General features: G+C 73.8%; 22 protein-coding genes and 1 pseudogene. 16 read left to right on the top strand and 7 right to left on the bottom strand.

The window, feature by feature from the left end; translation table 11 throughout:
- Positions 1–128: 128 nt before the first annotated feature.
- From J3R08_RS32200 to J3R08_RS22195, 4 genes and pseudogenes are all read left to right on the top strand, one after another.
- A pseudogene (locus J3R08_RS32200) lies at positions 129–776 on the top strand (phosphoribosyl-AMP cyclohydrolase); the annotation flags it as partial.
- Positions 777–956: 180 nt separating this feature from the next.
- Positions 957–1,370, top strand: a complete 414-nt coding sequence (gene hisI, locus J3R08_RS32195) for a phosphoribosyl-AMP cyclohydrolase (protein WP_043331113.1) — start codon at positions 957–959, stop codon at positions 1,368–1,370.
- Positions 1,367–2,920 carry an anthranilate synthase component I gene (locus tag J3R08_RS22200; RefSeq protein WP_209962674.1) on the top strand — a complete coding sequence of 518 codons (1,554 nt, stop codon included), beginning with the start codon at positions 1,367–1,369 and terminating at the stop codon, positions 2,918–2,920. The genes hisI and J3R08_RS22200 overlap by 4 nt, the downstream gene beginning before the upstream one ends.
- On the top strand, positions 2,917–3,474 hold the full coding sequence (locus J3R08_RS22195; protein ID WP_187692885.1) for a Trp biosynthesis-associated membrane protein: 558 nt from the start codon (positions 2,917–2,919) through the stop codon (positions 3,472–3,474). Before J3R08_RS22200 ends, J3R08_RS22195 begins: the two co-directional genes overlap by 4 nt.
- Here J3R08_RS22195 and J3R08_RS22190 read toward each other — a convergent pair.
- Entirely contained in the window at positions 3,467–3,742 is a 276-nt protein-coding gene (locus tag J3R08_RS22190; RefSeq protein ID WP_069089043.1) for a hypothetical protein, read from the bottom strand. The genes J3R08_RS22195 and J3R08_RS22190 overlap by 8 nt on opposite strands.
- Positions 3,743–4,184: 442 nt before the next feature.
- Here J3R08_RS22190 and trpC point away from each other — a divergent pair, with 442 nt between their 5' ends.
- Genes trpC through trpA form a run of 3 tightly spaced genes read left to right on the top strand, consistent with a single transcriptional unit; the run spans position 4,185 to position 7,058 of the window.
- The gene (trpC, locus tag J3R08_RS22185) at positions 4,185–4,988 is read left to right on the top strand and encodes an indole-3-glycerol phosphate synthase TrpC (protein ID WP_030271968.1); all 804 of its coding nucleotides are present in this window, start codon (positions 4,185–4,187) and stop codon (positions 4,986–4,988) included.
- A 35-nt stretch (positions 4,989–5,023) separates the two neighbouring features.
- Positions 5,024–6,250, top strand: coding sequence for a tryptophan synthase subunit beta (trpB, locus tag J3R08_RS22180; protein ID WP_187692884.1), 1,227 nt, complete (start codon positions 5,024–5,026; stop codon positions 6,248–6,250).
- Positions 6,251–6,254: 4 nt separating this feature from the next.
- Positions 6,255–7,058, top strand: coding sequence for a tryptophan synthase subunit alpha (gene trpA / locus J3R08_RS22175; RefSeq protein WP_043329522.1), 804 nt, complete (start codon positions 6,255–6,257; stop codon positions 7,056–7,058).
- A 118-nt stretch (positions 7,059–7,176) separates the two neighbouring features.
- Here the strand turns inward: trpA and J3R08_RS22170 are convergent, their stop codons facing one another.
- Entirely contained in the window at positions 7,177–7,728 is a 552-nt protein-coding gene (locus J3R08_RS22170; protein ID WP_209962673.1) for an NUDIX hydrolase, read from the bottom strand.
- Between the two features lie 102 nt (positions 7,729–7,830).
- Between J3R08_RS22170 and lgt the strand changes: the two genes are divergently transcribed.
- Both lgt and J3R08_RS22160 read left to right on the top strand, forming a co-directional pair.
- The gene (gene lgt, locus J3R08_RS22165) at positions 7,831–9,111 is read left to right on the top strand and encodes a prolipoprotein diacylglyceryl transferase (RefSeq protein ID WP_209962672.1); all 1,281 of its coding nucleotides are present in this window, start codon (positions 7,831–7,833) and stop codon (positions 9,109–9,111) included.
- A gap of 11 nt (positions 9,112–9,122) precedes the next feature.
- Complete coding sequence (locus tag J3R08_RS22160) at positions 9,123–10,310, top strand: NAD(P)/FAD-dependent oxidoreductase (RefSeq protein WP_209962671.1); 1,188 nt, start codon at positions 9,123–9,125, stop codon at positions 10,308–10,310.
- A gap of 17 nt (positions 10,311–10,327) precedes the next feature.
- On the opposite strand, the gene J3R08_RS22155 is transcribed toward J3R08_RS22160, so the two are convergent.
- Positions 10,328–11,170: a GNAT family N-acetyltransferase gene (locus J3R08_RS22155; RefSeq protein ID WP_043329528.1), complete on the bottom strand. Its 843-nt coding sequence runs from the start codon at positions 11,168–11,170 to the stop codon at positions 10,328–10,330.
- A 145-nt stretch (positions 11,171–11,315) separates the two neighbouring features.
- On the opposite strand from J3R08_RS22155, the gene gltB reads away from it, so the two are divergent.
- From gltB to J3R08_RS22140, 3 genes are all read left to right on the top strand, one after another.
- A complete protein-coding gene (gene gltB / locus J3R08_RS22150) occupies positions 11,316–15,974 on the top strand; it encodes a glutamate synthase large subunit (RefSeq protein WP_209962669.1) in 4,659 nt (1,552 codons plus the stop codon).
- A complete protein-coding gene (locus tag J3R08_RS22145; protein ID WP_209962667.1) occupies positions 15,967–17,472 on the top strand; it encodes a glutamate synthase subunit beta in 1,506 nt (501 codons plus the stop codon). The genes gltB and J3R08_RS22145 overlap by 8 nt, the downstream gene beginning before the upstream one ends.
- 145 nt (positions 17,473–17,617) lie before the next feature.
- A complete protein-coding gene (locus J3R08_RS22140) occupies positions 17,618–18,145 on the top strand; it encodes a hypothetical protein (protein ID WP_043329534.1) in 528 nt (175 codons plus the stop codon).
- A gap of 52 nt (positions 18,146–18,197) precedes the next feature.
- Here J3R08_RS22140 and J3R08_RS22135 read toward each other — a convergent pair whose 3' ends face one another.
- Positions 18,198–19,733: a M1 family metallopeptidase gene (locus J3R08_RS22135; protein ID WP_166456887.1), complete on the bottom strand. Its 1,536-nt coding sequence runs from the start codon at positions 19,731–19,733 to the stop codon at positions 18,198–18,200.
- A 195-nt stretch (positions 19,734–19,928) separates the two neighbouring features.
- Between J3R08_RS22135 and J3R08_RS22130 the strand changes: the two genes are divergently transcribed.
- On the top strand, positions 19,929–20,714 hold the full coding sequence (locus tag J3R08_RS22130) for an SGNH/GDSL hydrolase family protein (RefSeq protein ID WP_043329537.1): 786 nt from the start codon (positions 19,929–19,931) through the stop codon (positions 20,712–20,714).
- 66 nt (positions 20,715–20,780) lie between these two features.
- On the opposite strand, the gene J3R08_RS22125 is transcribed toward J3R08_RS22130, so the two are convergent.
- On the bottom strand, positions 20,781–22,235 hold the full coding sequence (locus J3R08_RS22125) for an MFS transporter (protein ID WP_069089051.1): 1,455 nt from the start codon (positions 22,233–22,235) through the stop codon (positions 20,781–20,783).
- Positions 22,236–22,417: 182 nt separating this feature from the next.
- On the opposite strand from J3R08_RS22125, the gene J3R08_RS22120 reads away from it, so the two are divergent.
- Positions 22,418–22,999 (top strand): TetR/AcrR family transcriptional regulator, encoded by a 582-nt coding sequence (locus J3R08_RS22120; protein ID WP_043331116.1) that lies wholly within the window; start codon positions 22,418–22,420, stop codon positions 22,997–22,999.
- Between the two features lie 37 nt (positions 23,000–23,036).
- Here the strand turns inward: J3R08_RS22120 and J3R08_RS32190 are convergent, their stop codons facing one another.
- Positions 23,037–23,291: a hypothetical protein gene (locus tag J3R08_RS32190; RefSeq protein WP_082930966.1), complete on the bottom strand. Its 255-nt coding sequence runs from the start codon at positions 23,289–23,291 to the stop codon at positions 23,037–23,039.
- A gap of 26 nt (positions 23,292–23,317) precedes the next feature.
- A complete protein-coding gene (locus J3R08_RS22115; RefSeq protein ID WP_209962665.1) occupies positions 23,318–23,653 on the bottom strand; it encodes a hypothetical protein in 336 nt (111 codons plus the stop codon).
- Between the two features lie 185 nt (positions 23,654–23,838).
- Between J3R08_RS22115 and J3R08_RS22110 the strand changes: the two genes are divergently transcribed.
- Positions 23,839–24,606 carry a Scr1 family TA system antitoxin-like transcriptional regulator gene (locus tag J3R08_RS22110; RefSeq protein WP_209962663.1) on the top strand — a complete coding sequence of 256 codons (768 nt, stop codon included), beginning with the start codon at positions 23,839–23,841 and terminating at the stop codon, positions 24,604–24,606.
- A complete protein-coding gene (locus tag J3R08_RS22105; protein WP_082930880.1) occupies positions 24,597–24,803 on the top strand; it encodes a DUF397 domain-containing protein in 207 nt (68 codons plus the stop codon). The genes J3R08_RS22110 and J3R08_RS22105 overlap by 10 nt, the downstream gene beginning before the upstream one ends.
- Positions 24,804–24,847 lie beyond the last annotated feature (44 nt).

Genomic DNA, 24,847 nt, shown 5'->3' with positions numbered 1-24,847 from the left:
TCCGGCATCGGAAGATCAGGTTTCGGCACCATGAGGCAGTGGGTCCAGCTCCGTTGTCCGACACCGGGTTCCTCGACCTCTGGGCCGCCCGCCTGCGGCACGCCGCCGACCGGCCGGTCGTCGGGATCATGCTGCGGGGCAGCCACGCCCGGCGGGCCGCCACCGAGCACAGCGACGTGGACGTGGACGTGCTGGTGGCCGCCGACGAGCCACGCGCCACCGGCGGGCCCCGGCAGGTCACGTCCCGCCGCGGCACGCCGTACGCGGCCCGGCGGGCGTACCTGACCGAGTTCGGCGGCCGCCTGGTGCACGTCTCCGTGGCCGCCCGCGACGTCCGCTCCTGGGTACGCCGGCTCGGCCAGCCCGCCGACTGGGCGTTCGGCCTCCCGGTCACCGCGCCGGCCCGGCTGCTCTGGGCGGTGCCGGAATGGCGGCGCCGGATCGACCTGCCGGTGCTCTGCCAGCCCGCCGACGAGCCGCGCCTGGAGGAGCTGATCGCCACGCTGGGCAAGGTCGCCGCCGCGCGCCTGGCCGGTGACCCGGTCGGGGTCCGGCTCGCCGCGGCCGACCTGGCCCGGCTCTGCCCCTCGGTGCTGCGGCCGGCCAACCCGTCGGTGCGCGTGGTGTCCCGCCGGGCCGCCCTGACCGCCGCGCTGGACCTGCCGGTCGCCCCGCCCGGCTACCGCGACGACATGCTCCTCTGCCTCGGGCTGCGCCCCGGCGACCCGGCCGAGGTCGGCGCCGCCGCCGGACGGCTGGTCAACGGCATCCTCCCGCTGGTGCGCCCGTACGCGGCGGAGATCGCCCGGGCCACCGGGACCGACCTGGCCGAGGCGCTCACCGACGGCCGGGCGGACCGCTACCTGCGGCAGCTGGGCCGGGCGCTGGCGACGGTGACGCCCGCCTCCCGGGACACGTCGGCGGTCCCCGGGCCGCGTGCGGGAGAATGGTCAACCGTGCCCGCCCCTGACGCGCCGCTGACCGGCGCCCCCAGTCCCGGCCCGGCCCGGCCGTCCCGGCTCGACCCGGCCATCGCGGCCAAACTCCGCCGCACCCCGGACGGCCTGGTCGCCGCCGTGGTCCGCGCCCACGACACGGGCGAGGTGCTGATGGTCGCCTGGATGGACGACGAGGCGCTGCACCGCACGCTCACCACCGGCCGGGCCACCTACTGGTCGCGCAGCCGCGGCGAGTACTGGGTCAAGGGCGCCACCTCCGGCAACCACCAGTACGTGCGCTCGGTGGCCCTGGACTGCGACGGCGACGCGCTGCTGGTCAGCGTGGAGCAGGTCGGCGCGGCCTGCCACACCGGGCAGCGCACCTGCTTCTTCACCGACCTGCCGGTCAGCTCACCGGAGGAGACCCCGTGACCGACGGCACCGTCAGCCCGGACCGGTCCACCTTCGCCGACCTGGCCGCCCGCTGGCGGGTCGTGCCGGTGACCCGGCGGCTGCTCGCCGACGCCGAGACCCCGGTCGGGGTCTACCGCAAGCTGGCCGGCGGTCCCGGCACGTTCCTGCTGGAATCCGCCGAGCAGGGCGTCGGTTCGGCCGGCACGGCCTGGTCGCGGTACTCGTTCATCGGCGTCCGCAGCAGCGCCACGCTCACCGAGCGGAACGGCGAGGCGCGCTGGACCGGCACACCGCCCGCGGGCGTACCGACCACCGGGGACCCGGTCACCGTGCTCCGCGAGTCGGTCGACGCGCTCGCCGGCCCGGCCTGGGACCCGGCCGGCGGAATGCCGCCGCTGACCGGCGGGCTGGTCGGCTACCTCGCCTACGACCTGGTCCGCCGCTTCGAGCGGCTGCCCGAGCTGACCGAGGACGAGCTGGACGTGCCCGAGCTGGGCATGATGCTCGCCACCGACCTGGTGGTGCTCGACCACTACGAGGGCTCGGCGATCCTGGTCGCCAACGCGGTCCTGCCCCCGCTCGATACGCCCGGGCGGGCGGAGCTGGTCGACGCCGCGTACCACCACGCGGTGGGTCGCCTGGACGCCATGACCACCGCGTTGTCCCGACCGATCCCGCCCATGGTGTCCACCGTCGGCCGGCCGGGCGTCGGCGAGGTGGTCAGCCGGACCCCGGAGGGCGGCTACCCGAAGGCCGTGGCGGCGGCCAAGGAGGCGATCCGCGCCGGCGAGTGCTTCCAGATCGTGCTCAGCCAGCGTTTCGAGCGCCCCACCGAGGCCGACCCGCTGGACGTCTACCGGGTGCTGCGCACCACCAACCCCAGCCCGTACATGTACCTGCTGCGCTTCGACGGCTTCGACATCGTCGGGTCGTCCCCGGAGGCGCACCTCAAGGTCAGCGCCGGCCCGGACGGGCGGCGGCGGGCCCTGCTGCACCCGATCGCCGGCACCCGGCCGCGCGGCGGCTCCCCGGAGGCCGACGCCCGGCTCGCCGCCGAGCTGCTCGCCGACCCCAAGGAACGCGCCGAGCACGTCATGCTTGTCGACCTGGGCCGCAACGACCTGGGGCGGGTCTGCCGGCCGGGCACCGTGGAGGTGCCCGAGTTCGCCACCATCGAGCGCTACAGCCACGTCATGCACATCGTCTCGACGGTCGTCGGCGAGCTGCGCGCCGACCGCACCGCGTTCGACGCGCTCGCCGCCACGTTCCCGGCCGGCACGCTCAGCGGCGCGCCCAAGGTACGCGCCATGGAGATCATCGAGGAGCTGGAGCCGGTGCGGCGCGGCGTCTACGGCGGCACCGTCGGCTACTTCGCCTTCGGCGGCGACCTGGACATGGCCATCGCGATCCGTACCGCGCTGATCCGCGACGGCCGGGCCTACGTGCAGGCCGGCGCCGGGATCGTGGCCGATTCCGATCCGGCCGCCGAGGATCGGGAGACGCGCAGCAAGGCCGCCGCCGTCCTCGCCGCGATCGCGGCCGCCGAGACGCTGCGGGCAGCCCGGTGAGCGCGCCCGGCACCACCGCGCCGTCGGCCCGCGGTCGGCGCGAACTCGCGTACGCGGTGCTGCTCTGCCTGGCCGGGGCGGGCCTGGCCTGCTGGGCGGTGACCCGGACCTGGTCGGTGGAGATGACCGCCCGGGGGTCGCTGCCGCCCGGCCGGGCCGACCGGACCGGCGCGGAGCTGCTGCCCTGGGTGCTGGCGCTGACCTACGTGGGGCTGGCCGGCGGCGGCGCGGTGCTCGCCACCCGGGGCCGCCTGCGCCGGCTGCTGGGCCTGCTGCTGGGCGCGGTCGGCGTGGCCGTGGCGGTCGGCGGCGGGATCGGCCTCGCCGAGGCCGGGGTGAGCCGTCAGTGGCCGGCGCTGGTGGTGGCCGGCGGCCTGGCCCTCGCGGCCGGCGGCGCGTTCACCGCGCTGCGCGCAGCGGGCTGGCCCGCGATGGGCGCGCGGTACGAGCGACGGGCCGTCCCGGCGGTCGAGCCCGGCCGGCCGGCGGTCGAGCGGGGCACCCGGGACGCGTGGGACGCGCTGGACCGGGGCGAGGACCCGACGGTCAGCTGACCGGCTGCGCCTCGCGCGCGTCGCGCCGGCGGCGGGCCGCGGCCCGTGCGGCGGTCAGCTCGGCCACCAGCCGCTCCAGCTCGCGGCGCTGGGCGGCGCGGGCCCGGTCGGCGCAGACGGCCTCCCAGGCGTTGCCCTGGGCGGTACGCGTCCGGCCGTCACCGGCCACCGCGCGCTCCAGCGTGTGCACCACGCCGAAGGCGAGGGAGGCGACGGTCCGGGAGATGGTGGTCAAGCCGATGGTCTGGTTCGGCCCGTTGGCGCTCATGGTCACCCCGCACGAGATGGTTGTCGGCGGTGGTCAGCCGCCGGTGTCGAGTCTGCCCGAGGACGATGCTGCCGGGCTCACGTTTCGCCCTCGTGAAGCACAGGTCAACGGTCCGCCAGGCGGCCCGACCTGGGCAGGGCCGGAGGTCCTTGAGCTTGGTCACAGCCCGGCGCGGGAGCGGTGCTGCGGCGACGGATCAACCGTGGTGAGATGGGGATGGGTGACGGTCGATGCCAGCGTGGCGCTGCGTGACGTGGCGTTCACCGGAAGTCGGCCATCATGCCACAGCCCATGTCGTGAGGTGCGCCATACCCCCCGGCACTTGTCGCCAGGTGGCGCCCCCTAGCATCGGCCCATGACGCCCGGAGAGGGGAGTCCGTTGGTGACTGCTGAGCATGCGCACGCGGAGGGGGACGACGCCGGAGCGGCGCCGTCCGCAGGCGTGCTCGACGAGATCCTGGCCGGTGTGCGCGAGGACGTGGCCCGGCGGCAGGAGCAGGTTCCGCTGGAGCGGATCCGTGAGCTGGCCGCCGCCGCGCCGCCGCCGCTGGACGCGTACGCGGCCCTGCGCCGGCCCGGCGTGGCCGTGATCGCCGAGGTGAAGCGCTCGTCGCCGTCCAAGGGGCGGCTGGCCGAGATCGCCGACCCGGCGGACCTGGCCGGTGACTACGCGGCCGGGGGAGCGCGGGCGATCAGCGTGCTCACCGAGGGCCGGTGGTTCGGCGGGTCGCTCGACGACCTGGCGGCGGTGCGGGCCGCGGTGAACGTGCCGGTGCTGCGCAAGGACTTCGTCGTCTCCAGCTACCAGGTGCACGAGGCCCGCGCGCACGGCGCCGACCTGGTGCTGCTGATCGTCGCCGCGCTGGAGCAGAACGTGCTGGTCGGCCTGCTGGAGCGAATCGAGTCGCTGGGCATGACCGCGCTCGTCGAGGTGCACACCGAGGAGGAGGCGGACCGCGCCCTGGAGGCCGGCGCGCAGGTGATCGGCGTGAACGCCCGTGACCTGCGTACGCTGGAGGTCGACCGCTCGGTGTTCGAGCGGATCGCGCCCGGCCTGCCGAGCAGCGTCGTCAAGATCGCCGAGTCCGGGGTGCGCGGTCCGCACGACCTGATCCGGTACGCCTCCGCCGGCGCCGACGCCGTGCTGGTGGGCGAGGGCCTGGTCACCCAGAAGAGCCCGCGCGAAGCGGTCGCCGAGCTGGTCAACGCCGGTAACCACCCGGCCACGCCCCGCCCGGTGCGCTGAGCCGCCGGGCCACCCGATCCGAGAGGACGCCCGCGATGAGCGCCGCACCCGCAACCGGCCCGGTCCCCGACGCCGCCGGTCACTTCGGCCGGTTCGGCGGCCGGTTCGTCCCGGAGGCGCTCGTCGCCGCACTGGACGAGCTGGACGCGGCGTACCGCAAGGCGATGGGCGACGAGGACTTCCTCGCCGAGTTCGACGCGCTGCTGCGTGACTACGCCGGCACGCCCTCGATGCTCTACGAGGCCCGGCGCTTCTCCGCGCAGGTCGGGGCGCGGGTCCTGCTCAAGCGGGAGGACCTCAACCACACCGGCGCGCACAAGGTCCGCAACGTGCTGGGCCAGGCGCTGCTCACCAAGCGGATGGGCAAGCGGCGGGTCATCGCGGAGACCGGCGCCGGCCAGCACGGCGTGGCCACCGCCACCGCCGCCGCGCTGTTCGACCTGGAATGCGTCGTCTACATGGGCCAGGTGGACACCGAGCGGCAGGCGCTCAACGTGGCCCGGATGCGGATGCTCGGCGCCACCGTCGTCCCGGTGACCACCGGCTCGCGCACGCTCAAGGACGCGATGAACGAGGCGATGCGGGACTGGGTCGCCAACGTCGACGACACCCACTACCTGATCGGCACCGCCGCCGGCCCGCACCCGTTCCCGGAGATGGTCCGCGACTTCGTCCGCGGCATCGGCGTGGAGGCCCGCCAGCAGTGCCTGGACCTGACCGGCACGCTGCCGGACGCGGTCGCGGCGTGCGTCGGCGGCGGCTCCAACGCGCTGGGCATCTTCCACGCGTTCGTGCCGGACGCCGGGGTCCGCCTCTACGGCTTCGAGGCCGGTGGCGAGGGCGTCGGGACCGGCCGGCACGCCGCCAGCATCACCGGCGGTTCGTCGGGCGTGCTGCACGGCACCCGCACGTACGTGCTGCAGGACGCCGACGGGCAGACCATCGAGTCGCACTCGATCTCGGCCGGCCTGGACTACCCGGGCGTCGGCCCGGAGCACGCCTGGCTGCACGACACCGGGCGGGCCACGTACCTGCCGGTCGACGACGCCGACGCGATGGCCGCGTTCGAGATGCTCTGCCGAACCGAGGGCGTGATCCCGGCGATCGAGAGCGCGCACGCGCTGGCCGGCGCCCGCGCGATCGCCCCCCGGCTCGCCGAGGAGCTGGGCCGGGAGCCGTTGATCGTGGTCAACCTGTCCGGCCGGGGCGACAAGGACGTGCACACCGCCGGCGCGTACTTCGGCATCCTCGACAAGGAGTGACAGCGTGAGCCGCATCGGGGTCGCCTTCGACAAGGCGCGGGCGGACGGCCGGGCCGTGCTGGTCGGCTGCATGCCGGCCGGTTTCCCGACCGTCGAGGGCAGCATCGCCGCCATGAAGGCCATGGTCGAGGCGGGCGTGGACGTCATCGAGGTGGAGATCCCGTACTCCGATCCGGTGATGGACGGCCCGGTCATCCAGAAGGCGAGCGACATCGCGCTCGCCGGTGGCGTCCGCGTCGCGGACGCGCTGCGCGTCGTCGAGGCGGTCGCCGCGACCGGGGCGAGCGTGGTCACCATGACCTACTGGAACCCGATCGAGCAGTACGGCGTCGACGCGTTCGCCCGCGACATGGCCGCCGCCGGTGGGACCGGCCTGGTCACGCCGGACCTGATCCCCGACGAGGCCGCCGAGTGGCTGGCCGCTTCCGACGCGCACGGCCTGGACCGGACGTTCCTGGTCTCACCGTCCTCGACCGACGCGCGGCTGCGGATGACCGCCGAGCACTGCCGCGGCTTCGTCTACGCCACCGCGATCATGGGCGTCACCGGCGCCCGCGCGCAGACCTCCGAGGCGGCCCCGGTCCTGGTCTCCCGGCTGCGCGAGGTCACCGACATCCCGGTCGGCGTCGGGCTGGGCGTGGGCACCGGCGCGCAGGCCGCCACCGTCGCCGGGTACGCCGACGCGGTGATCGTGGGCAGCGCGCTGGTCCGCTGCGTGCTGGACGCCCCGGACCAGGCCGCCGGCCTGACCGCGCTGCGCAAGCTGAGCGCCGAACTGGCCGAGGGCGTCCGCAACCCGGCCCGCTGACGCCCGGCTCGCCACCTGCTTGATCGACTCCACTTCGCCGAGCTGGCGTGGTCCAGGACGCCGGGATACCGCCACTTCGCCGAACTGGTGTCGATCAAGCGAGCGAGCGGGCGGGCGGTCAGCGGCTACTGCTGTCGACCTGCTCGGAGGCGCGCTGGCCGGGCGGGGCGGGCTGCCCGTCGCCGGGCTGTCCGTCGCCGGGTGGCGTGAGCGCGTCGGCGGCGGTCGTGTGCCGCAGCACGCCGGCGCGGCCGGCGAGCGCGTCCGCGATCGCCGCGCGCGTCGTGGGGGTCAGCACGTCGGGCAGCTCTTGCGGCGGCCACCACCGAGGCAGGCACCCGGTCGCCGGTTCGCCCGCCGGTCCGGCGTCGGCCGGTCCGGCGCGGAACACGTGCACCAGCACGTCTGGGCGCGCGCCGCACCGCCCGGCCGGTGGGGCGGGCACCGGTGGACCGGTGACCCGGTAGAGGCCGACCAGGTCGGCCGGCGCCACCGCCCAGCCGGTCTCCGTGCGGACCGCCCGGACGACGGCATCCACCGGGCTCTCGTCGTGGCGCAGCCGCCCGCCCGGCAGGCCCCAGCGCCGGGCCCCCTCGGACCGGCCGCAGAGCAGCAGCCGCCCGGATGCGTCGGTGACGACAGCGGCGACCGCCCAGGTGAGCGAGCTCATGGACAAAGAGCCTATGACGGTGCAAACCAGAAGTCATCCGACCCGCGCGGCAGGCCGACCGGGGTGCCGCGCACACAGTCCGCACCGGTACCGTGTGCACCCGTGACCCTCGCCCCGATGACCCCACTGGCGGCCATGCCCAGCCCCAGCACCGCCGTCTGGCAGCTCGGTCCGGTTCCGATCCGGGCGTACGCGCTCTGCATCATCCTCGGCATCGTGGTGGCCTGCGTGGTCACCGAGTACCGGCTGCGCCGCCGCGGCGTCGCTCCGGGCGCGGTGCTCGACATCGCTGTCTGGGCGGTGCCGGCGGGCATCATCGGCGCGCGGATCTACCACGTGATCACGTCGCCGGAGAAATACTTCGGCGCCGGCGGCGAGCCGATCAAGGCGCTCTACATCTGGGAGGGCGGCCTCGGCATCTGGGGCGCGGTGGCCGGTGGCGCGGTCGGCGCGTGGCTCGCCGCGCGGCAGCTCGGCATCCCGTTCACCGTGATCGCCGACGCGCTGGCGCCGGGCCTGCCGCTGGCGCAGGCCGTCGGCCGTCTGGGCAACTGGTTCAACAACGAGCTGTACGGCGGGCGGACCACGCTGCCGTGGGGCCTGGAAGTGCACGTCATGGACCCGGACAACCCGGGTCACGCACTGCGCGACGACGCCGGCAACCCGGTGCTCCAGCCGGGGCTCTACCACCCGACGTTCCTCTACGAGGCGCTCTGGAACATCGGCGTCGCCGCGCTGGTGCTCTACCTCGACCGCAAGCTGCGGCTCGGGCGCGGCCGGGCGTTCGCGCTCTACGTGATGGGCTACACGGCGGGCCGGTTCTGGATCGAGCTGATGCGCACCGACGAGGCGAACCTGATCCTCGGCGTACGCCTCAACGTCTGGACCGCCGCGCTGGTCTTCCTCGGTGCGCTCGCCTACTTCATCCGGGTCCGCGGCCCGCGCGAATACCTGGTGCCGGTGGGCGAGCCGGCCCCCGCCGCCGGCCCGGCCGGCGACGTGTCCCAGGTCGACCTGTCCGCCCGGGAGGCCGCCGCGCGGCCGGCCCCGCCCGAGGGCTACCGGGTGGTGAGCGAGGAACAGTTCGACGCGTACCGGAAGACCGGCGTGCTGCCCCCGGTGGAGCCGGCGGCCGACGACGACCGGCCGGAGACCCCCGACGGTGCCACCGACGGCGACGCGGAGCAGGCCGACCGCACGGACACCGACCCCGTGGCCACCGACGGCGACGCGGAGCAGGCCGACCGCACGGACACCGACCCCGCCGCCACCGACGGCGCCGACGCGGACGGCACCGACGCCGACGCGGAACGGACGGACGCCGAGCGCACGAACGCGGGCCGGGCCGACGCCGCCGCGCGCCCCACCGACCGGGACAGCTGAGCGGGGGAGTCATGCGCAGCGCGGTGGTGGTCGGCGCCGGCCTCGGCGGGATGGCGGTGGCCGGCGTGCTGGCCCGCTCGGGATGGCAGGTCACGCTGCTGGAACGCGCCGACCGGGTCCGGCCGGAGGCGACCGCCGTGGTGCTCTGGCCCAACGGGGTACGCGCGCTGCGCTCCCTCGGGCTGGGCGACGGGCTGGACGCGATCGCCACCCCGCTGCCCGACGGCGGCGTGCGCCGCCCGGACGGGCACTGGCTGGTGCAGGCCCGGTCCACCCCGGCCGAGCGGATGCCGGTGGTGGTGCACCGGGAGGACCTGCACGACGCGCTCATCGCCGGCCTGGGTGACCGGGTCGAGCTGCGTACCGGCGTGAGCGTGCGGACGGTGCGCGCCGCGTCCGGTGAGCGCCCGGCGGTGGGCGACGGCCGGCACACCTACGAGGCGGACCTGGTGGTGGCCGCCGACGGCACCGACAGCGAGATCCGCCGGCAGTTGGCGCCGGAGACCTCGGTGGTCAGCTCCGGGTGCGCCGCGTGGCGGGCGGTCATCCCCTGGTACCGGGCCCCGCAACTGCCCGACGACCAGCCGCTGCAGGGGGAGACGCTGGGCGCCGGCTACCGGTTCCTGGCCGCCTCGCTCGGCGAGCGGGGCAACGCCGGGGCGTCCCGCCGGGGCGGCGTCTACTGGGTGGCCACGGCGGCGGGCGCGCCCCGCCCGGAGCCGCCGGAGGTCCAGCTCGCCCTGCTCAAGCGCTGGTTCGCCGGCTGGCCCGCGCCGATCGGCACGCTGCTGGACGCGACCGACCCGGACGACGTGGTGCAGCAGGAGATCCGCGAGCTGCGTCCGCTGCCGAAGGCGTACGGCTTCCCGGCCGGGCCGGGCGGCGTGGTGCTGCTCGGCGACGCCGCGCACGCCATGCCGCCGCACCTCGGCCAGGGCGCCTGCCTGGCGTTCGAGGACGCGGCGACGCTGGCCGGACTGCTACGGGAGTCGCGGCTGCCGGACGCGGTGACCGCGTACGACAGGCTGCGCCGGCCCCGCGCGGCCACGATGGTCCGGCAGACCCGGCGGATGTCGGCGGTCCTGCAGGCCCGGGGCCGGCTGGCGCTGCGCGCCCGCGACGCCGCCCTCGGCACGATCAGCCCGCGCCTGCGTAACACGGCCGCCGCGGCGGCCGCCGCCTGGCAGCCGCCGTCCTGACCTCCGCCGCGGCGGCCTCAGATGACGGCGGCGGGCTCGGCGATGCAGGCGGTGCCGATCCGGCGGAACCCGACCCGTAGGTAGACCCGGGCGATGTCCTCGCTGCCGGCGCTGAGGAAGATCAGGTCGGTGCCGGCGGCCCGCAGTTCCCGAGCGAGGGTGGCGGTCACCGCCGCGCCGAGGCCGCGCCGCCGCGCGGACGGCAGCGTGGCCACCCCGGCGATCTCCGCCACGTCGCCGACCCGCATGGCCATGCCGCCGGCGAGCGCGCCTTCCTCGGGCGTGGCGGCGAGCACGGAGATGCGCCGGCCGTCGGCGACCCGGGTCGCCTCCTCCTCCAGCGCGGCCACGTCCAGCCCGGAGACGGTGGCGTCCCGCTCGGCCGGTCCGGCCTCGCCGCGCGCGGTGCCGCCGTTGGCGAAGCCGACCGCGGCGACGGCCCGCCGCAGCGCGATGTCCGCGGCGAAGCCCGCGTCGCCGGGGTCCAGCACCCGCACCGGTACGTCGCTGAACGTTCCCGGTTCGGGCAGGCGCTCCGGTTCCAGCAGCATCAGCGGCGCCTCCAGCACGCTCAGCCCGGCCGAGCGGGCCACCGCCAGCAGCTCCGGTTGGTGCTCGTGCACCCATTCGAACGCCTCCGGCAGGCCCAGTTCCTGCTGCCGGGTGCGTACCGCGTTGACATCGGCGAGGGTGGGGTGCTCGGTGGCGTCGAGCCGGGGCCGGGCGTAGAACGGCCATCCGGCGCCTTCCCGGACGAAGAGCACCAGGGCGCCGTACTCCTCGGTCCGGGCCCCGTCGCGGGGCACCGCGTCGTAGAACCGCTCCAACCGGTCGAGTACGTCAGCGCGTGCGAGATCCACCGCGCGAGACTACATGTCCCAGCATCTGGAAGTGTGATCAATCTGAACTGGCCTTGCGCCGGAAGCCCTAACGTAGACTCAATAAACCGCAGAGGGCCGACGTCGTCCCCATCATGATCCATCCTGAGTGACGACAGGAGGCCCGGTGGCCTTTCCGTACCCTCACAGCCCGCAGTCGGCCCCACCGGCGACCGGGCTCTACGACCCCGCGTACGAGCATGACGCCTGCGGTGTGGCCTTCGTGGCCGACCTGCACGGGCGGCGCTCGCACCAGGTCGTCGCGAACGGCCTCGGGGCGCTGTGCCGGCTGGACCACCGGGGCGCCCGGGGCGCGGAGCACAACACCGGGGACGGCGCCGGCATCATGATCCAGGTGCCGGACGCGTTCCTGCGCGCCACCGTCGACTTCCCGCTGCCCCCGGCCGGCCAGTACGCCACCGGCCTGGTGTTCCTGCCCGACGACGACGCGGCCGAGACCCGTGCCCGCCAGGTGGTCGACAAGTACGCGCTGGTCGAGGGCGCCGACGTGCTCGGCTGGCGCGAGGTGCCGACCGACCCGTCCGGCCTGGGCGAGACGGCGCTCGCGGCGATGCCCCGGGTCCGGCAGCTCTTCGTGGCCGCGCGCCGGCTGACCGACTCACCCGCCGGCCCGGCCGGCTCCCCGCTGACCGGGCTGGACCTGGACCGGGTGGCGTTCTGCCTGCGCAAGCAGGTCGAGCGGGAGACCGCCGAGCGGGGCGTGCCGGCGTACTTCCCGTCGCTGTCCGGCCGCACCATGGTGTGGAAGGGCATGCTCACCCCGGACCAGCTTCCGGAGTTCTACCCGGAGCTGACCGACGAGCGGGTGGTCAGCGCCATCGCGCTGGTGCACTCGCGCTTCTCCACGAACACGTTCCCGTCCTGGCCGCTGGCGCACCCGTACCGGTTCATCGCGCACAACGGCGAGATCAACACGATTCGCGGCAACCGCAACTGGATGCAGGCTCGCGAGGCGCTGCTGCGCAGCCCGAACCTGCCCGGCAACATCCGCCGGGTCTTCCCGGTGTGCACCCCGGCCGCGTCCGACTCGGCGAACTTCGACGAGGTCCTGGAGCTGCTGCACCTGGCCGGGCGGAGCCTGCCGCACGCGGTGCTCATGATGATCCCCGAGGCGTGGGAGAACGACCCGGACATGCGCGCCGACAAGCGCGCCTTCTACCGCTTCCACGCCAGCCTGATGGAGCCGTGGGACGGCCCGGCCTCGGTCGCCTTCACCGACGGCGAGATCGTCGGCGCGGTGCTCGACCGCAACGGGCTGCGCCCGGGCCGCTGGTGGCACACCGCCGACGGGCTGGTGGTGCTAGGCAGCGAGGCGGGCGTGCTCGACCTGGACCCGTCCACCGTGATCGCCAAGGGCCGGCTCCAGCCGGGCCGGATGTTCCTGGTCGACACCGTCAACGGCCGGATCGTCTCCGACGACGAGATCAAGACCGAGCTGGCCGCCGAGCAGCCGTACCAGGAGTGGCTGCACGCGGGCCTGATCGAGCTGGACGACCTGCCGGCCCGCGAGCACATCGTCTACACCCACGACTCGGTACGCCGCCGCCAGCAGGTGTTCGGCTACACCGAGGAGGAGCTGAAGATCCTGCTCGGCCCGATGGCCCGCAGCGGCGCGGAGCCGATCGGCTCGATGGGCACCGACACGCCCATCGCCCCGCTGTCCACCCGGCCGCGGCTGCTCTACGACTACTTCCATCAGCTCTTCGCGCAGGTCACCAACCCGCCGCTGGACGCCATCCGGGAGGAGCTGGTGACCAGCCTGGCGTCCACCATCGGGCCGGAGGGCAACCTGCTCGACCCGGGTCCGGCGAGCTGCCGGCAGATCGTGCTGCCGTACCCGGTGATCGACAACGACGAGCTGGCCAAGATCCTCTCCATCGACGAGGACGGCGACCTGCCCGGCTTCAAGGCGGTCCGGGTCTCCGGTCTCTACCGCCTGCGCGACGGCGGCGCCGGCATCAAGGCCCGGCTGACCGAGATCTGCCGGCACGTCTCCGAGGCGATCGAGGACGGCGTACGCATCCTGGTGCTCTCCGACCGGGACTCCAACGCCGACCTGGCCCCGATCCCGTCGCTGCTGCTCACCGCCGCGGTGCACCAGCACCTGGTACGCGAGCAGACCCGCACCCAGGTCGCGCTGATCGTCGAGTCCGGCGACTGCCGTGAGGTGCACCACGCGGCGGTGCTGATCGGGTACGGCGCGGCGGCGGTCAACCCGTACCTGGCCTTCGAGTCGGTCGAGGACATGATCTCCACCGGCGTGCTGGCCGGCGTCGACCGGGTGAAGGCGGTCCGCAACTACGTCAAGGCGCTCGGCAAGGGCGTCCTGAAGATCATGTCCAAGATGGGCATCTCGACCGTGTCCTCGTACTGCGGCGCGCAGGTCTTCGAGGCGGTCGGCCTGGAGACCCGTCTGGTCGACAGGTACTTCCGGGGCACGCCGAGCACCATCGGCGGCATCGGGCTGGCCGAGATCCACGCCGAGGTGGCGGCCCGGCACGCGCGGGCCTGGCCGGCGCCCGGCGTGCAGGCCACGGACCGGCTGGAGGTCGGCGGCGAGTACCAGTGGCGCCGCGAGGGCGAGCTGCACCTGTTCAACCCGGAGACCGTCTTCCTGCTCCAGCACGCCACCCGCAGCCGCCAGTACGACGTGTTCCGGCAGTACACCGCGAAGGTCGACGAGCTGGCCGCGCAGGCCGGCTCGCTGCGCGGGCTGTTCACGCTGCGCACCGGCGTACGACCGGCGGTGCCGCTGGACGAGGTCGAGCCGGCCAGCGAGATCGTCAAGCGCTTCGCCACCGGCGCCATGTCGTACGGGTCGATCTCGGCGGAGGCGCACGAGACGCTCGCCATCGCGATGAACCGGCTCGGCGGCAAGTCCAACACCGGCGAGGGCGGCGAGGACGTCGAGCGGCTGCACGACCCGGCGCGGCGCTCCGCGGTCAAGCAGATCGCCAGCGGCCGCTTCGGCGTGACCAGTGAATACCTCGTCAACGCCGACGACCTCCAGATCAAGATGGCGCAGGGCGCGAAGCCCGGCGAGGGCGGGCAGCTACCCGGCAACAAGGTCTGGCCGTGGATCGCCCGGACCCGGCACGCCACCCCCGGTGTCGGCCTGATCTCCCCGCCGCCGCACCACGACATCTACTCCATCGAGGACCTGGCCCAGCTCGTCCACGACCTGAAGTGCGTCAACCCGGCCGCCCGGGTGCACGTCAAGCTGGTCAGCGAGGTCGGCGTGGGCACCGTCGCGGCGGGCGTGGCCAAGCTCAAGGCCGACGTCATCCTGATCTCCGGCCACGACGGCGGCACCGGCGCGTCCCCGCTCAACTCGCTCAAGCACGCCGGCACGCCGTGGGAGCTGGGCCTGGCCGAGGCACAGCAGACGCTGTTGCTGAACAAGCTGCGCGACCGGGTGACGGTGCAGGTCGACGGCCAGCTCAAGACCGGCCGGGACGTGCTGATCGCGGCGCTGCTCGGCGCCGAGGAGTTCGGCTTCGCCACCGCCCCGCTGATCGTCGAGGGCTGCGTGATGATGCGGGTGTGCCACCTGGACACCTGTCCGGTCGGCATCGCCACCCAGAACCCGGTGCTGCGCGAGCGCTTCACCGGCCGCCCCGAGTTCGTGGAGAACTTCTTCCTCTTCCTCGCCGAGGAGGTCCGCGGCTACCTGGCCGAGCTGGGCTTCCGCAGCATCGACGAGGCGATCGGGCACACCGAGCTGCTCGACGTGGCTGGCGCGATCGACCACTGGAAGGGCCACGGGCTCGACCTGAGCCGCGTGCTGCACCTGCCCGAGCTGCCCGAGGGCGCGGCCCGCCGGGGCGTACGCGCCCAGGACCACGGCCTCGACGCGGCGCTGGACAACCGGCTCATCGAGCTGGCCGGGCCGGCGCTGCGGGAGCGCACCCCGGTCCGGGTCGAGGTCGAGGTGCGCAACGAGCACCGCAGCGTCGGCGCGATGCTCGGCGGCGAGGTGACCCGCCGCTTCGGCGGCGCCGGCCTGCCCGACGACACGATCGAGTTCCTGCTGCGCGGCACCGCCGGCCAGTCGTTCGGCGCGTTCCTGCCGCGCGGCGTCACGCTGCGCCTGCACGGCGACGCCAACGACTACGTCGGCAAGGGACTGTCCGGCGGGCGCCTCGTGGTGCGGCCGGACGCCGACGCGCCGTTCGTCGGCGTGGACGCCGCGCCCGGCCGCCGCGCCGAGGACCAGATCATCGCCGGCAACACCATCCTGTACGGCGCGACCGGCGGCGAGGTCTACCTGCGCGGCCGGGTGGGGGAGCGGTTCGCGGTCCGCAACTCCGGCGCGGTCGCGGTGGTCGAGGGCCTCGGCGACCACGGTTGCGAGTACATGACCGGCGGCACCGTCGTGGTGCTCGGGCCGACCGGGCGCAACTTCGCCGCCGGCATGTCCGGCGGCACCGCGTTCGTGCACCGGCTCGACCGGCGACTGGTCAACACCGAGCTGGTCGACCTGTCGTCGCTGCGCGACGAGGAACGCGACCGGCTGCACGAGCTGGTCCAGCGGCACTTCGCCGAGACGGACTCGGCGGTCGCCGAGGACCTGCTCAAGCGCTGGCCGCAGGCGGTGGAGGAGTTCACCGCGGTGGTGCCCCGGGACTACCGCCGGGTCATGGAGATCATGCGGGCCGCCGAAGCCGCCGGCCGAGACGTCGACGACGCGGTGATGAGCGCCCTCTCGCCCGCGCCGGTACCGCCCGCGCCCCGGGCGGTCGCCCAGGAGGTGGCTCGTGCCTGACCCGAACGGTTTCCTGCGCTACGACCGGCGGCTGCCGGCCCGCCGTCCGGTGCCGGTGCGGATCTCCGACTGGCGGGAGGTGTACCCGCCGGCCGGTGAGGAGCTGATCCGCGAGCAGGCCACCCGGTGCATGGACTGCGGCATCCCGTTCTGCCACGACGGCTGCCCGCTGGGTAACCGCATCCCGGACTGGAACGACCTGGTCCGCACCGGCAACTGGGACGCGGCGGTGGACTCGCTGCACGCCACCAACAACTTCCCCGAGTTCACCGGCCGGCTCTGCCCGGCGCCGTGCGAGGCGGCCTGCGTGCTCGGCCTGGGCGGCCAGCAGCCGGTCACCATCAAGCAGGTCGAGGTGGAGATCGCCGACGCGGCGGTGGCCCGCGACGGCCTGCGGCCCCGGCCCGCGTCCGTGTCCACCGGCCGGTCGGTGGCGGTGGTCGGCTCCGGCCCGGCCGGGCTGGCCGCCGCGCAGCAGCTCGCCCGCGCCGGTCACACGGTCACCGTGTACGAGCGCGACGACGCGATCGGCGGCCTGCTCCGCTACGGCATCCCCGACTTCAAGCTGGAGAAGCAGCACATCGACAAGCGGCTGGCCCAGCTCACCGCCGAGGGCGTGCGGTTCCGCACCGGCGTCGAGGTCGGCGTCGACGTGACCGCCGAGCAGTTGCGCGCCGAGCACGACGCGGTGCTGCTTGCCTGCGGCGCGTTGCAGGGCCGGGACACCCCGGAGACGCCCGGCCGGGCGCTGCGCGGCGTGCACCAGGCGATGGCGCACCTGGTCGCCGCGAACCGGGTGGTGGCCGCCGCCGGGGACGGGAAGCCCGCCCTCGCGACGCTGCCCGACGGTACGCCGATCGACGCCGCCGGCAAGCACGTGGTGATCATCGGTGGTGGCGACACCGCCGCCGACTGCCTCGGCGTGGCGCACCGGCAGGGCGCGGCCGGCGTACACCAGCTCGACCTCTACCCGGAGCCGCCGACGGAGCGGGACGCGGCGCGGGACCCGTGGCCGACCTGGCCGTGGGTGCTGCGCAACTACCCGGCGCACGAGGAGGGCGGCGAGCGGGTCTTCGCCGTCGCCGTGCAGGAGTTCGTGGACGACGGCACCGGCCAGGTCCGCGCGGTCCGGATCGCCGAGGTGACAGTGGAGAAGGTGGACGGTCGCCGCATCGTCACCGCGCTGCCCGGCTCCGAGCGCGAGATCCCGGCCGACCTGGTGCTGCTCGCCATCGGCTTCGAGGGCACCGAGGAGCAGCCGCTGCTGGCGCAGTTCGGGGTGACCCGCAACGGCCGCGGCGCGATCGACTCCCGCCCGGACTGGCAGGCCACCGACGGCGTCTTCGTCGCCGGTGACATGCACCGGGGCGCCTCGCTGATCGTCTGGGCGATCGCCGAGGGACGCGCCGCCGCGGCGGCGATCCACACGTACCTGGGCGGGGTGGGCGACCTGCCCGCCCCGGTCGACCCGGCCCGCCAGCCGCTCGCCGCCAGGTGAAAGGAAGGGCCCCCTCTTAACGCCTCAGGTAGAGGAGGGGGCCCTTCTTAACACCCGCCGCCGCCGCGCGGCCGTCCGGGAAGGGTGGCCCAGGTCATGCCGGACGGGGCCCCGGCGGCACGACGACCGTCGTTAGGCTGCGGCCATGGACGTCGAGGTACGCCTGCGGCGCATCCGCCGCTGGCTCTGGCTGGTGGTGGCGGGGCTCTTCCTCAGCGGGGTGACCGCGTTCCCGCTGGAGGTCGAGGTGCGCTGGCTGCTGGCGGCGTCCGACCCGCTCGCCGGGCAGTTTCCGGCGCTGGTCGACTGGATCGAGCGGGTCCACGTCGGACTGGTGGCGGCCGGCGAGGACTACCCGTTCCTGCGGTACGGCACCGACTGGCTGGCCTTCGCGCACCTGGTGCTCGCGGTGGCGTTCTGGGGGCCGCTGCGTGACCCGGTCCGCAACGTGTGGGTGGTCCAGGTCGGAATGATCGCCTGCGCCGGCATCGTGCCGCTGGCGGTGATCTGCGGTCCGATCCGGGACATCCCCTGGTTCTGGACGCTCGTCGACCTCTCGTTCGCGGTCGGCGCGTTCCCGCCGCTCTGGTTCGCCTACCGCCACATCCGCGCGGTCGAGGCGGCGCAGCCTTGGACGGCGTCGACTGCGGCACCCGTGCCGACCGCCGGTTGACCGGCCGGCCGGGCCGCCCCCGTGGTGGGGGAGCGGCCCGGCCGGCGCCCGGTCAGCGGCCGAGCAGGTCGTGCGCCGCGCGGATCTTCGTCCACGAGGCCGGCTGCGCCGGTGCGGCGGTCGTCCGCGCGGCGGCGGTCACGTCGGGGCGGCCGGGCGTGAACAGCCAGGTGGTGAACACCGCGTCGAGGTCCCGCCCGGAGATCCGCTCGGCGAGCGCCTGGAACTGCGCGACGGTGCCGTTGGCGTACTGCCGCTTGGCCGTCCAGGTACGCAGGATGCGGAAGAACGCGGCGTCGCCGACGGCGAGCCGGATCTGGTGCAGCGCCATCGCGCCCCGGTCGTAGACGGCGTCGTCGAAGATCCCGCTCGGGCCCGGGTCGCCGGGGCGCACCTGCCAGAACTCGGAGTCGGCCGGGTAGCTGTCGTAGGTGAAGTCGAACAGTTCCTGCGCGGTGCCCTCGCCCTGCTCCTCGGACCAGAGCCACTCGGCGTACGAGGCGAAGCCCTCGTTGAGCCAGATGTGCCGCCAGTCCGCCACCGACACCGAGTCGCCGAACCACTGGTGGGCGTTCTCGTGCACCACCACGTACGGGTTGGCGCCGCGCCGCCAGAAGCCGGGGCCGTACACCGGGCGGGTCTGCGTCTCCAGCGCGAAGCCGATGCCGTCGACCGGCCCGGCCACGCCGCCCTGCGCCTCGAACGGGTACGGGCCGAACAGCCCGCTCTCCCAGTCGACGATCTCGGCGGTGCGTTCGATGCTGGCCCGCGCGGCGGGCAGGCGCTCGCCGAGCGTGGTGCTGTACGCGTTCACCACCGGCTGGCCGTTGGGCGCGACGTCGGTGACGATGTCGTACTGCCCGATGGCCAGGAACGCCTGGTACGTGGCGCCGGGCTTGACGCTGCGCCAGCTCCACCGGGTGCGGTTGCCGGCCTCGGGCAGCGGGTCGCGCGGCTGCACGCCGTTGCTGATCACCTCGACGCCGGTCGGCACCGAGACGGAGATGTCCCAGGTGGCCTTGTCCTTCGGGTGGTCGTTGCTCGGGTACCACCACCAGGCCGACTCGGGCTCGTTGACGGCGAGCGCCCCGTCGGCGGTACGGGTCCACGCCGTGTAGCCCTGGACCGTGGTCTGCGACGGCACGCCCGCGTACTTCACCACGACGGTGAGCTGCTGCCCCTTGGTCAGCGGCCGGGCCGGGGTGATCACCAGCTCGTGGTCGCCGGCCCGGGTGTACGTGGCGACCCAGCCGTTCACGCGCACCGACTCGACGGCGAGGACGAAGTCCAGGTTGAACCGGGACAGGTCCTTGGTGGCGGTGGCCAGGATCGTGGTGGTGCCGGTGAGCCGGTCGGTGGCCGGCTCGTAGCGTAGCCGGATGTCGTAGTGCCCGACGTCGTAGCCGCCGTTGCCGTAGTCGGGGAAGTAGCTGTCGCCCAGCCCGGGGCTGCCGGGCGTCGGGGTGGCCGCCGCGGGTTGCGGCCGGCCCCATCCGGCCGGGGCGGCCTGGCCGGGCGCGCCGGTCACTGTGGTGCCGGCCGCGGTGAGGGTCAGGGCGGCGATGGCCGCCGTGAGTGCGCGTCGCACGGGGGACTCCCTCCGTCGGGTGTCGTCACCGCCAAGCTAATCGACGCATGTGAACGCATCTGTCCCGTCCGGCCGATCTCGACTATTCAATTTCGGCAAATGTTTCGATAGCATTACCGACCAGTAACAGCACTGATCCCTCGGCCACTCGCGCGGTCAACGGGCTCCACCACCCTGCCCCGTGGAGGCTCTGCCATGCCCCGTCGCGTCCGTACCGTGTTCGCCGCCGTCCTGGCGGCCGTCCTCGGCGCCGTGCTCCTGCCCGGCGCCGCCCGGGCGGCCACCGTCAACTACGTCGCTCTCGGCGACTCCTACTCCTCCGGAGTGGGCGCCGGCCCGTACGACCTGTCCACCTGCCTGCGCAGCCAGAAGTCGTACGCCCCGCTCTGGGCCGCCGCCCACTCGGTCACCAGCTTCAAGTTCCCGGCCTGCGGCGGCGCGGTCACCGCCGACGTGCTCAACAACCAGGTCGGCCAGCTCAGCAGCAGCACCACGCTGGTCACCATCACCATCGGCGGCAACGACGCCGGCTTCGCCGACGTGATGACCAGTTGCCGGTTCGGCAGCACGTCGAGCTGCGAGAGCGCTGTGAACGAGTCGAAGGCGTTCGCCACCGCGACGCTGCCCGCCCGGCTCGACGCCACGTACACCGCGATCCGCAACCGGGCCCCGAACGCCCGGCTGGTGGTGCTCGGCTACCCGCGGCTGTTCGAGACCGGCTCCTGCGGCCTGCTCGCCATGAGCAGCTACAAGCGCACCATCCTCAACCAGGCCGCCGACACGCTCAACGGCGTCATCTCCGGCCGGGCCGCCGCGGCCGGGGGCACGTTCGTCGACGCGCGGCCGTTCTTCGCCGGGCACGGCGTGTGCGCCGCCGACCCGTGGATCCGTGACGTCAGCGGCGTGATCGAGGCGTACCACCCGAACGCCAGCGGCTACCGCTACGGCTACCTGGCGGCGCTGACCGCCGCCATCGGCTGACCGGCACGGCGAAGCCCCGCCCGGCACCGGCGCCGGGCGGGGCTTCCGTCCGCGTACCCCATGGGGTCAGCGGGCCGGGACCAGCTCCGGCGCCGGCGCCAGGTCCGGCACCGCCGGCCCGATCCGTCGCCGCGGCCACCGGCGGCGGCCGGAGGGTACGGCGAGCGCGGCCAGCGCCGCCGCCACCGAGATGCCGGTGAGCAGCAGGAAGCCCGCCGTGAAACCGGCCTCCCGGGGCAGCCCGCTCGGCTGCGGATTCGCAGTGATCACGGCACTGGCGAGCGCCGCGCCGATCGCGCCGCCGATGGTACGGATGTTGGCGTTCATGCCGGTCGCCGCGCCGGTCTGCCCGGCCGGCACGTTCGCCACGATCAGGTTGGCCATCGAGGCGAACGCCAGCCCGATGCCGAGGCCGACCAGGCCACCGGCGACACCGACCTGCCAGCGGGTGTCGTGCGCGACGGTCAGCATGGCGGCGGCCGCGACGTTGAACACCGCGCCTGTGCTCAGCTGCGCCTTGGCGCTGAACCGGGACTGCAGCCGTCCGGCCAGCAGGCCGGCCACGAACATGCCGACGAGCATCGGCAGCATCAGCAGCCCGGCCTGGGTGATGCTGGCGCCGAAGCCGTAGCCGGCGCTGGTCGGGATCTGCGCGAACTGCGGCAGGAAGGCGTAGACGGCGAACATCGAGGCGCCGTAGAGCAACCCGACGAGGTTCGTGGTCCAGACCGCCGGTAGGCGCATCATCCGCAGGTCGATCAGCGGGTTCGCGGCCCGCGCCTCGGTCGCCAGCCAGGCGACCGCGAGCACCGCGGCCAGCGCCAGCAGTCCGACCACCCGGCCGGAGCCCCAACCCCACGCGGCGCCCTTGCTGACCGGCAGCAGCAGCGCCACCAGCCAGCCGGACAGGAGTACGGCGCTGAGCCAGTTGATCCGGCCCGGGGTGCGTACCGGCGAGCGCGGCACGAACCGGTGCGCGGCGAGCGCGGTCAGGCCGACCACCACCAGCGGGATCCAGAACAGCCACCGGTAGCCCAGCGTGGCCACGATCGGCCCGGCCAGCACCACGCCCAGCCCGCCGCCGACTGCGACGACCGCGGAGATCGAGGCCACCGCCGAGCTGACCCGGGCGGCCGGGAACTCGTCGCGGATGATGCCGAACGACAGCGGGAAGACGGCGCCGCCGATGCCCTGCACCACGCGGGCGGCGATCAACACGCCGATGCTGGGGGCGACGGCCGCCAGCAGGCAGCCCAGCGCGAGCGCGGCGAGCGAGAAGACGAGCGTCTTCTCCTTGCCGACCATGTCGCCGACGCGGCCGATGATCGGCGTGAAGACGGACGCGGAGAGCAGGTAGGCGGTGAGGACCCAGGTCACCGTGTTGGGCGAGGTGTGGAGGTCGTGCTGGATGGTGGGCAGCACCGGCGTGATCAGCGACTGGAGCATCGCGAAGAATCCGGTGCCGGCAGCCAGCACGAGGAACGTGAGCCGGCGCGAGCCGCGCCGGGTTGAGTGGATCATGTGGGACGACTCCCCGTTCGGTACGAGACTGGTGGCCGCTCGCGCGGTCGTGCGGCGGTGGCGGCCGGAAGTCCGGAGTAAGCTATCCGGAGGGGTGGCTCCGGTCAGCAACCGGAGGCTTGCCTCCATTAACTTAGCGGAGGGTTGCCTCCGGTTGCAAGACGGAAGGGGTGACGCGGGTCATGACCGACGCCGACGTGCCCGGTGAGGTCTTCTCCCGCCGCCCGAAACGGGCCGACGCCCGCCGCAACTACGACGCGCTCATCGCCGCCGCCCGTGAGGTCTTCGGCGAGCACGGCGCGGGCGCGTCGCTGGAGGAGATCGCCCGCCGGGCCGGCGTGGGCATCGGCACGCTCTACCGCAACTTCCCCCACCGGCGTGACCTGTTCGAGGCGGTCTACGTCGAGGAGGTGCGCGCGCTCAGCGCCTCCGCCGCCGACCTGGCCGACGAGCCGCCCTGGGACGCCCTCGTCGGCTGGCTGCACCGGTTCGTCGCCTACGTGGCCACCAAGCGGGCGCTGGCCGAGGAGCTGGTGCACGACTCCGAGGTGTTCCGCAGCTGCCGCACCGAGATCTACGCGACCGGCGAGCCGCTGCTGCGCCGCGCCCAGGAGGCCGGAGCCGCCCGGCCGGACGCCGGCTTCGACGACGTGATCCGGCTGATCAGCGGACTGGCCGCGTACCAGTTCCCGGACCCGGCCCAGCGCGACCGCGTCCTGGCCATCGCGCTGGACGGCCTGCGCCCGCCGGCCCGTGTGACCTGATACGTCTCGTCGCCCGGCCGTCTGTCGACGTGACGCATCAAGGGCTGCTCGGCACGGGAGGAAGTGGCGGGCGCGGCCGTGCCCAGCCGACGAATCGAGCGAACAACACTTGTGGGCTGGGAGCCTCGTACGGGTTGAGGCGATGTAGCTCGTGGGCTGCGTCATAGAGCTGCCCACACAGGTAGATCGACAGGGCGACACGATCGTTCGCGTACTCGGCGAGCAGTGCGAGTCGAGCCTCCGCGCACGGCCACGGATAAGCGCAGCGTTTGCAGATCCAGAGTGGGCGCATAGGCAGATGCGCGCGAGCGCCCGTGCTCACCCCAGCCCTCGCAGCCGCGTGGCCGCGTAAGTGCGGCTGCTGCTGGACATGCGCTCCCGAGTTGTTGATTCCAGTCGGTGCAGACCAGCCAAATACACGAAAAGTTCCCGCTTGGTGACTGCGGTGCCTCGGGCGTTCAACTCGTACGCCTCGATCCATGCCCAGCCGTCGTATGGCTGGCGATCCTCGATCTCCCGGATCACGCGAACGGTGATCGGGCGAAAGAACTGAACGCTTGCCCTGCGGTCGAGGCAGAGGAGGTCTCCCGCCTTGAGCGGGCTGTCATTCGCCGTTGCGTCGCGTCGACCCGCCCTCGGCCTGCTGTCGGGCATGAGTTTCCTCTCCTGCCAGGGGGGCTGCGTCGGGCGGCTCGCCCGACATCCCTGGTCCTGTGGCCGCCGGACGTCCGAGCACCGGCTGTGTCGCCTGGAGGTCAGCTTTGCTGAGAGCTATGGGACCAATACACAGCGTTGATGTATGGTGCCGAGACGTTCGGGACGTCCATGAGGGAGGAAGGATGAACCACGCGCTCCAGGTGGCGATGGCCGAAGCCGGTGAGACGGCGGAGAGCCTTGCAGCTCAGATCGGCGTGGATCCGAAGACGGCGGCCCGTTGGGTCTCTCCGGGACGTATTCCGCAGCCTCGGCGACGTGCCCAGGTGGCGGCGCTCCTCGGCCGGGACGTCGGGGATCTTTGGCCGGACGTCCTCAAGCGCCGTGAACCGCCGTGGCTGCGTGAGTGGGTCGACTGGGAGCGGGAGGCCGTGTCGATCCGCTGGTTCGAGCACACATGGGTGCCCGGGCTGTTGCAGACCGAGGCATATGCACGCGCGACGCTGACCGGCGAGGCGCTGACCGCAGCGGAAATCGATGAGCTGGTCGCCTCGCGGCTCGAACGACAGGCGATCCTCCGTCGGGACCGGCCGCCTCTGGTCGTCGCGGTCATCTTCGAGGGCGTACTGCATCAGTCGGCCTACGGCGACCGGGAGCTGATGCGGGAGCAGCTTGAGCACCTGGTCCACTGCGCAGCCCTGCCCGGTGTGCAGATACACGTCGTGCCGAGGGACATCGGCATGTATCCGGGGCTCGGTGGCGGCTTCATCCTCGCCGAACTGCCCACCGGTGAACATGTCGCGCACGTCGACAGCCAGGCGTCCGCGCAGCTACTTAATGAGGCTGCGGCCGTTGCTACGCTCAGCCGTAGGTGGGAGCGCATCAGGGGCGAGGCCCTCTCCCGAACCCAGTCACTAGACCTGATCATGGAAGCGGCAGGATCATGGACATGACCGCTGCGCGATGGCGCAAGAGCACGAAGAGCGGCAACAACGGCGGCTCTTGTGTGGAGGTCGCCGACAACCTCGCGGGCGTCGTGCTGGTCCGGGACACCAAGGACCGGGCCGGCGCGACGCTGGCCTTCGCGCCGGCGGCCTGGCAGGGATTCGTCGACCTGGCCAAGGAGATCGGCGTCAGTGAGCGTCGATGACACCAGCACCGACGCTCGGTGAAGATCTCGATGCCGAACTGGCC

It is taken from the genome of Micromonospora sp. HB375 (assembly GCF_017872985.1).
GTDB classification, from domain to species: Bacteria; Actinomycetota; Actinomycetes; order Mycobacteriales; family Micromonosporaceae; genus Micromonospora; species Micromonospora chalcea.
Note: the sequence above shows the minus strand (reverse complement) of the source record. Positions and strands in the feature narration are given on the sequence as shown.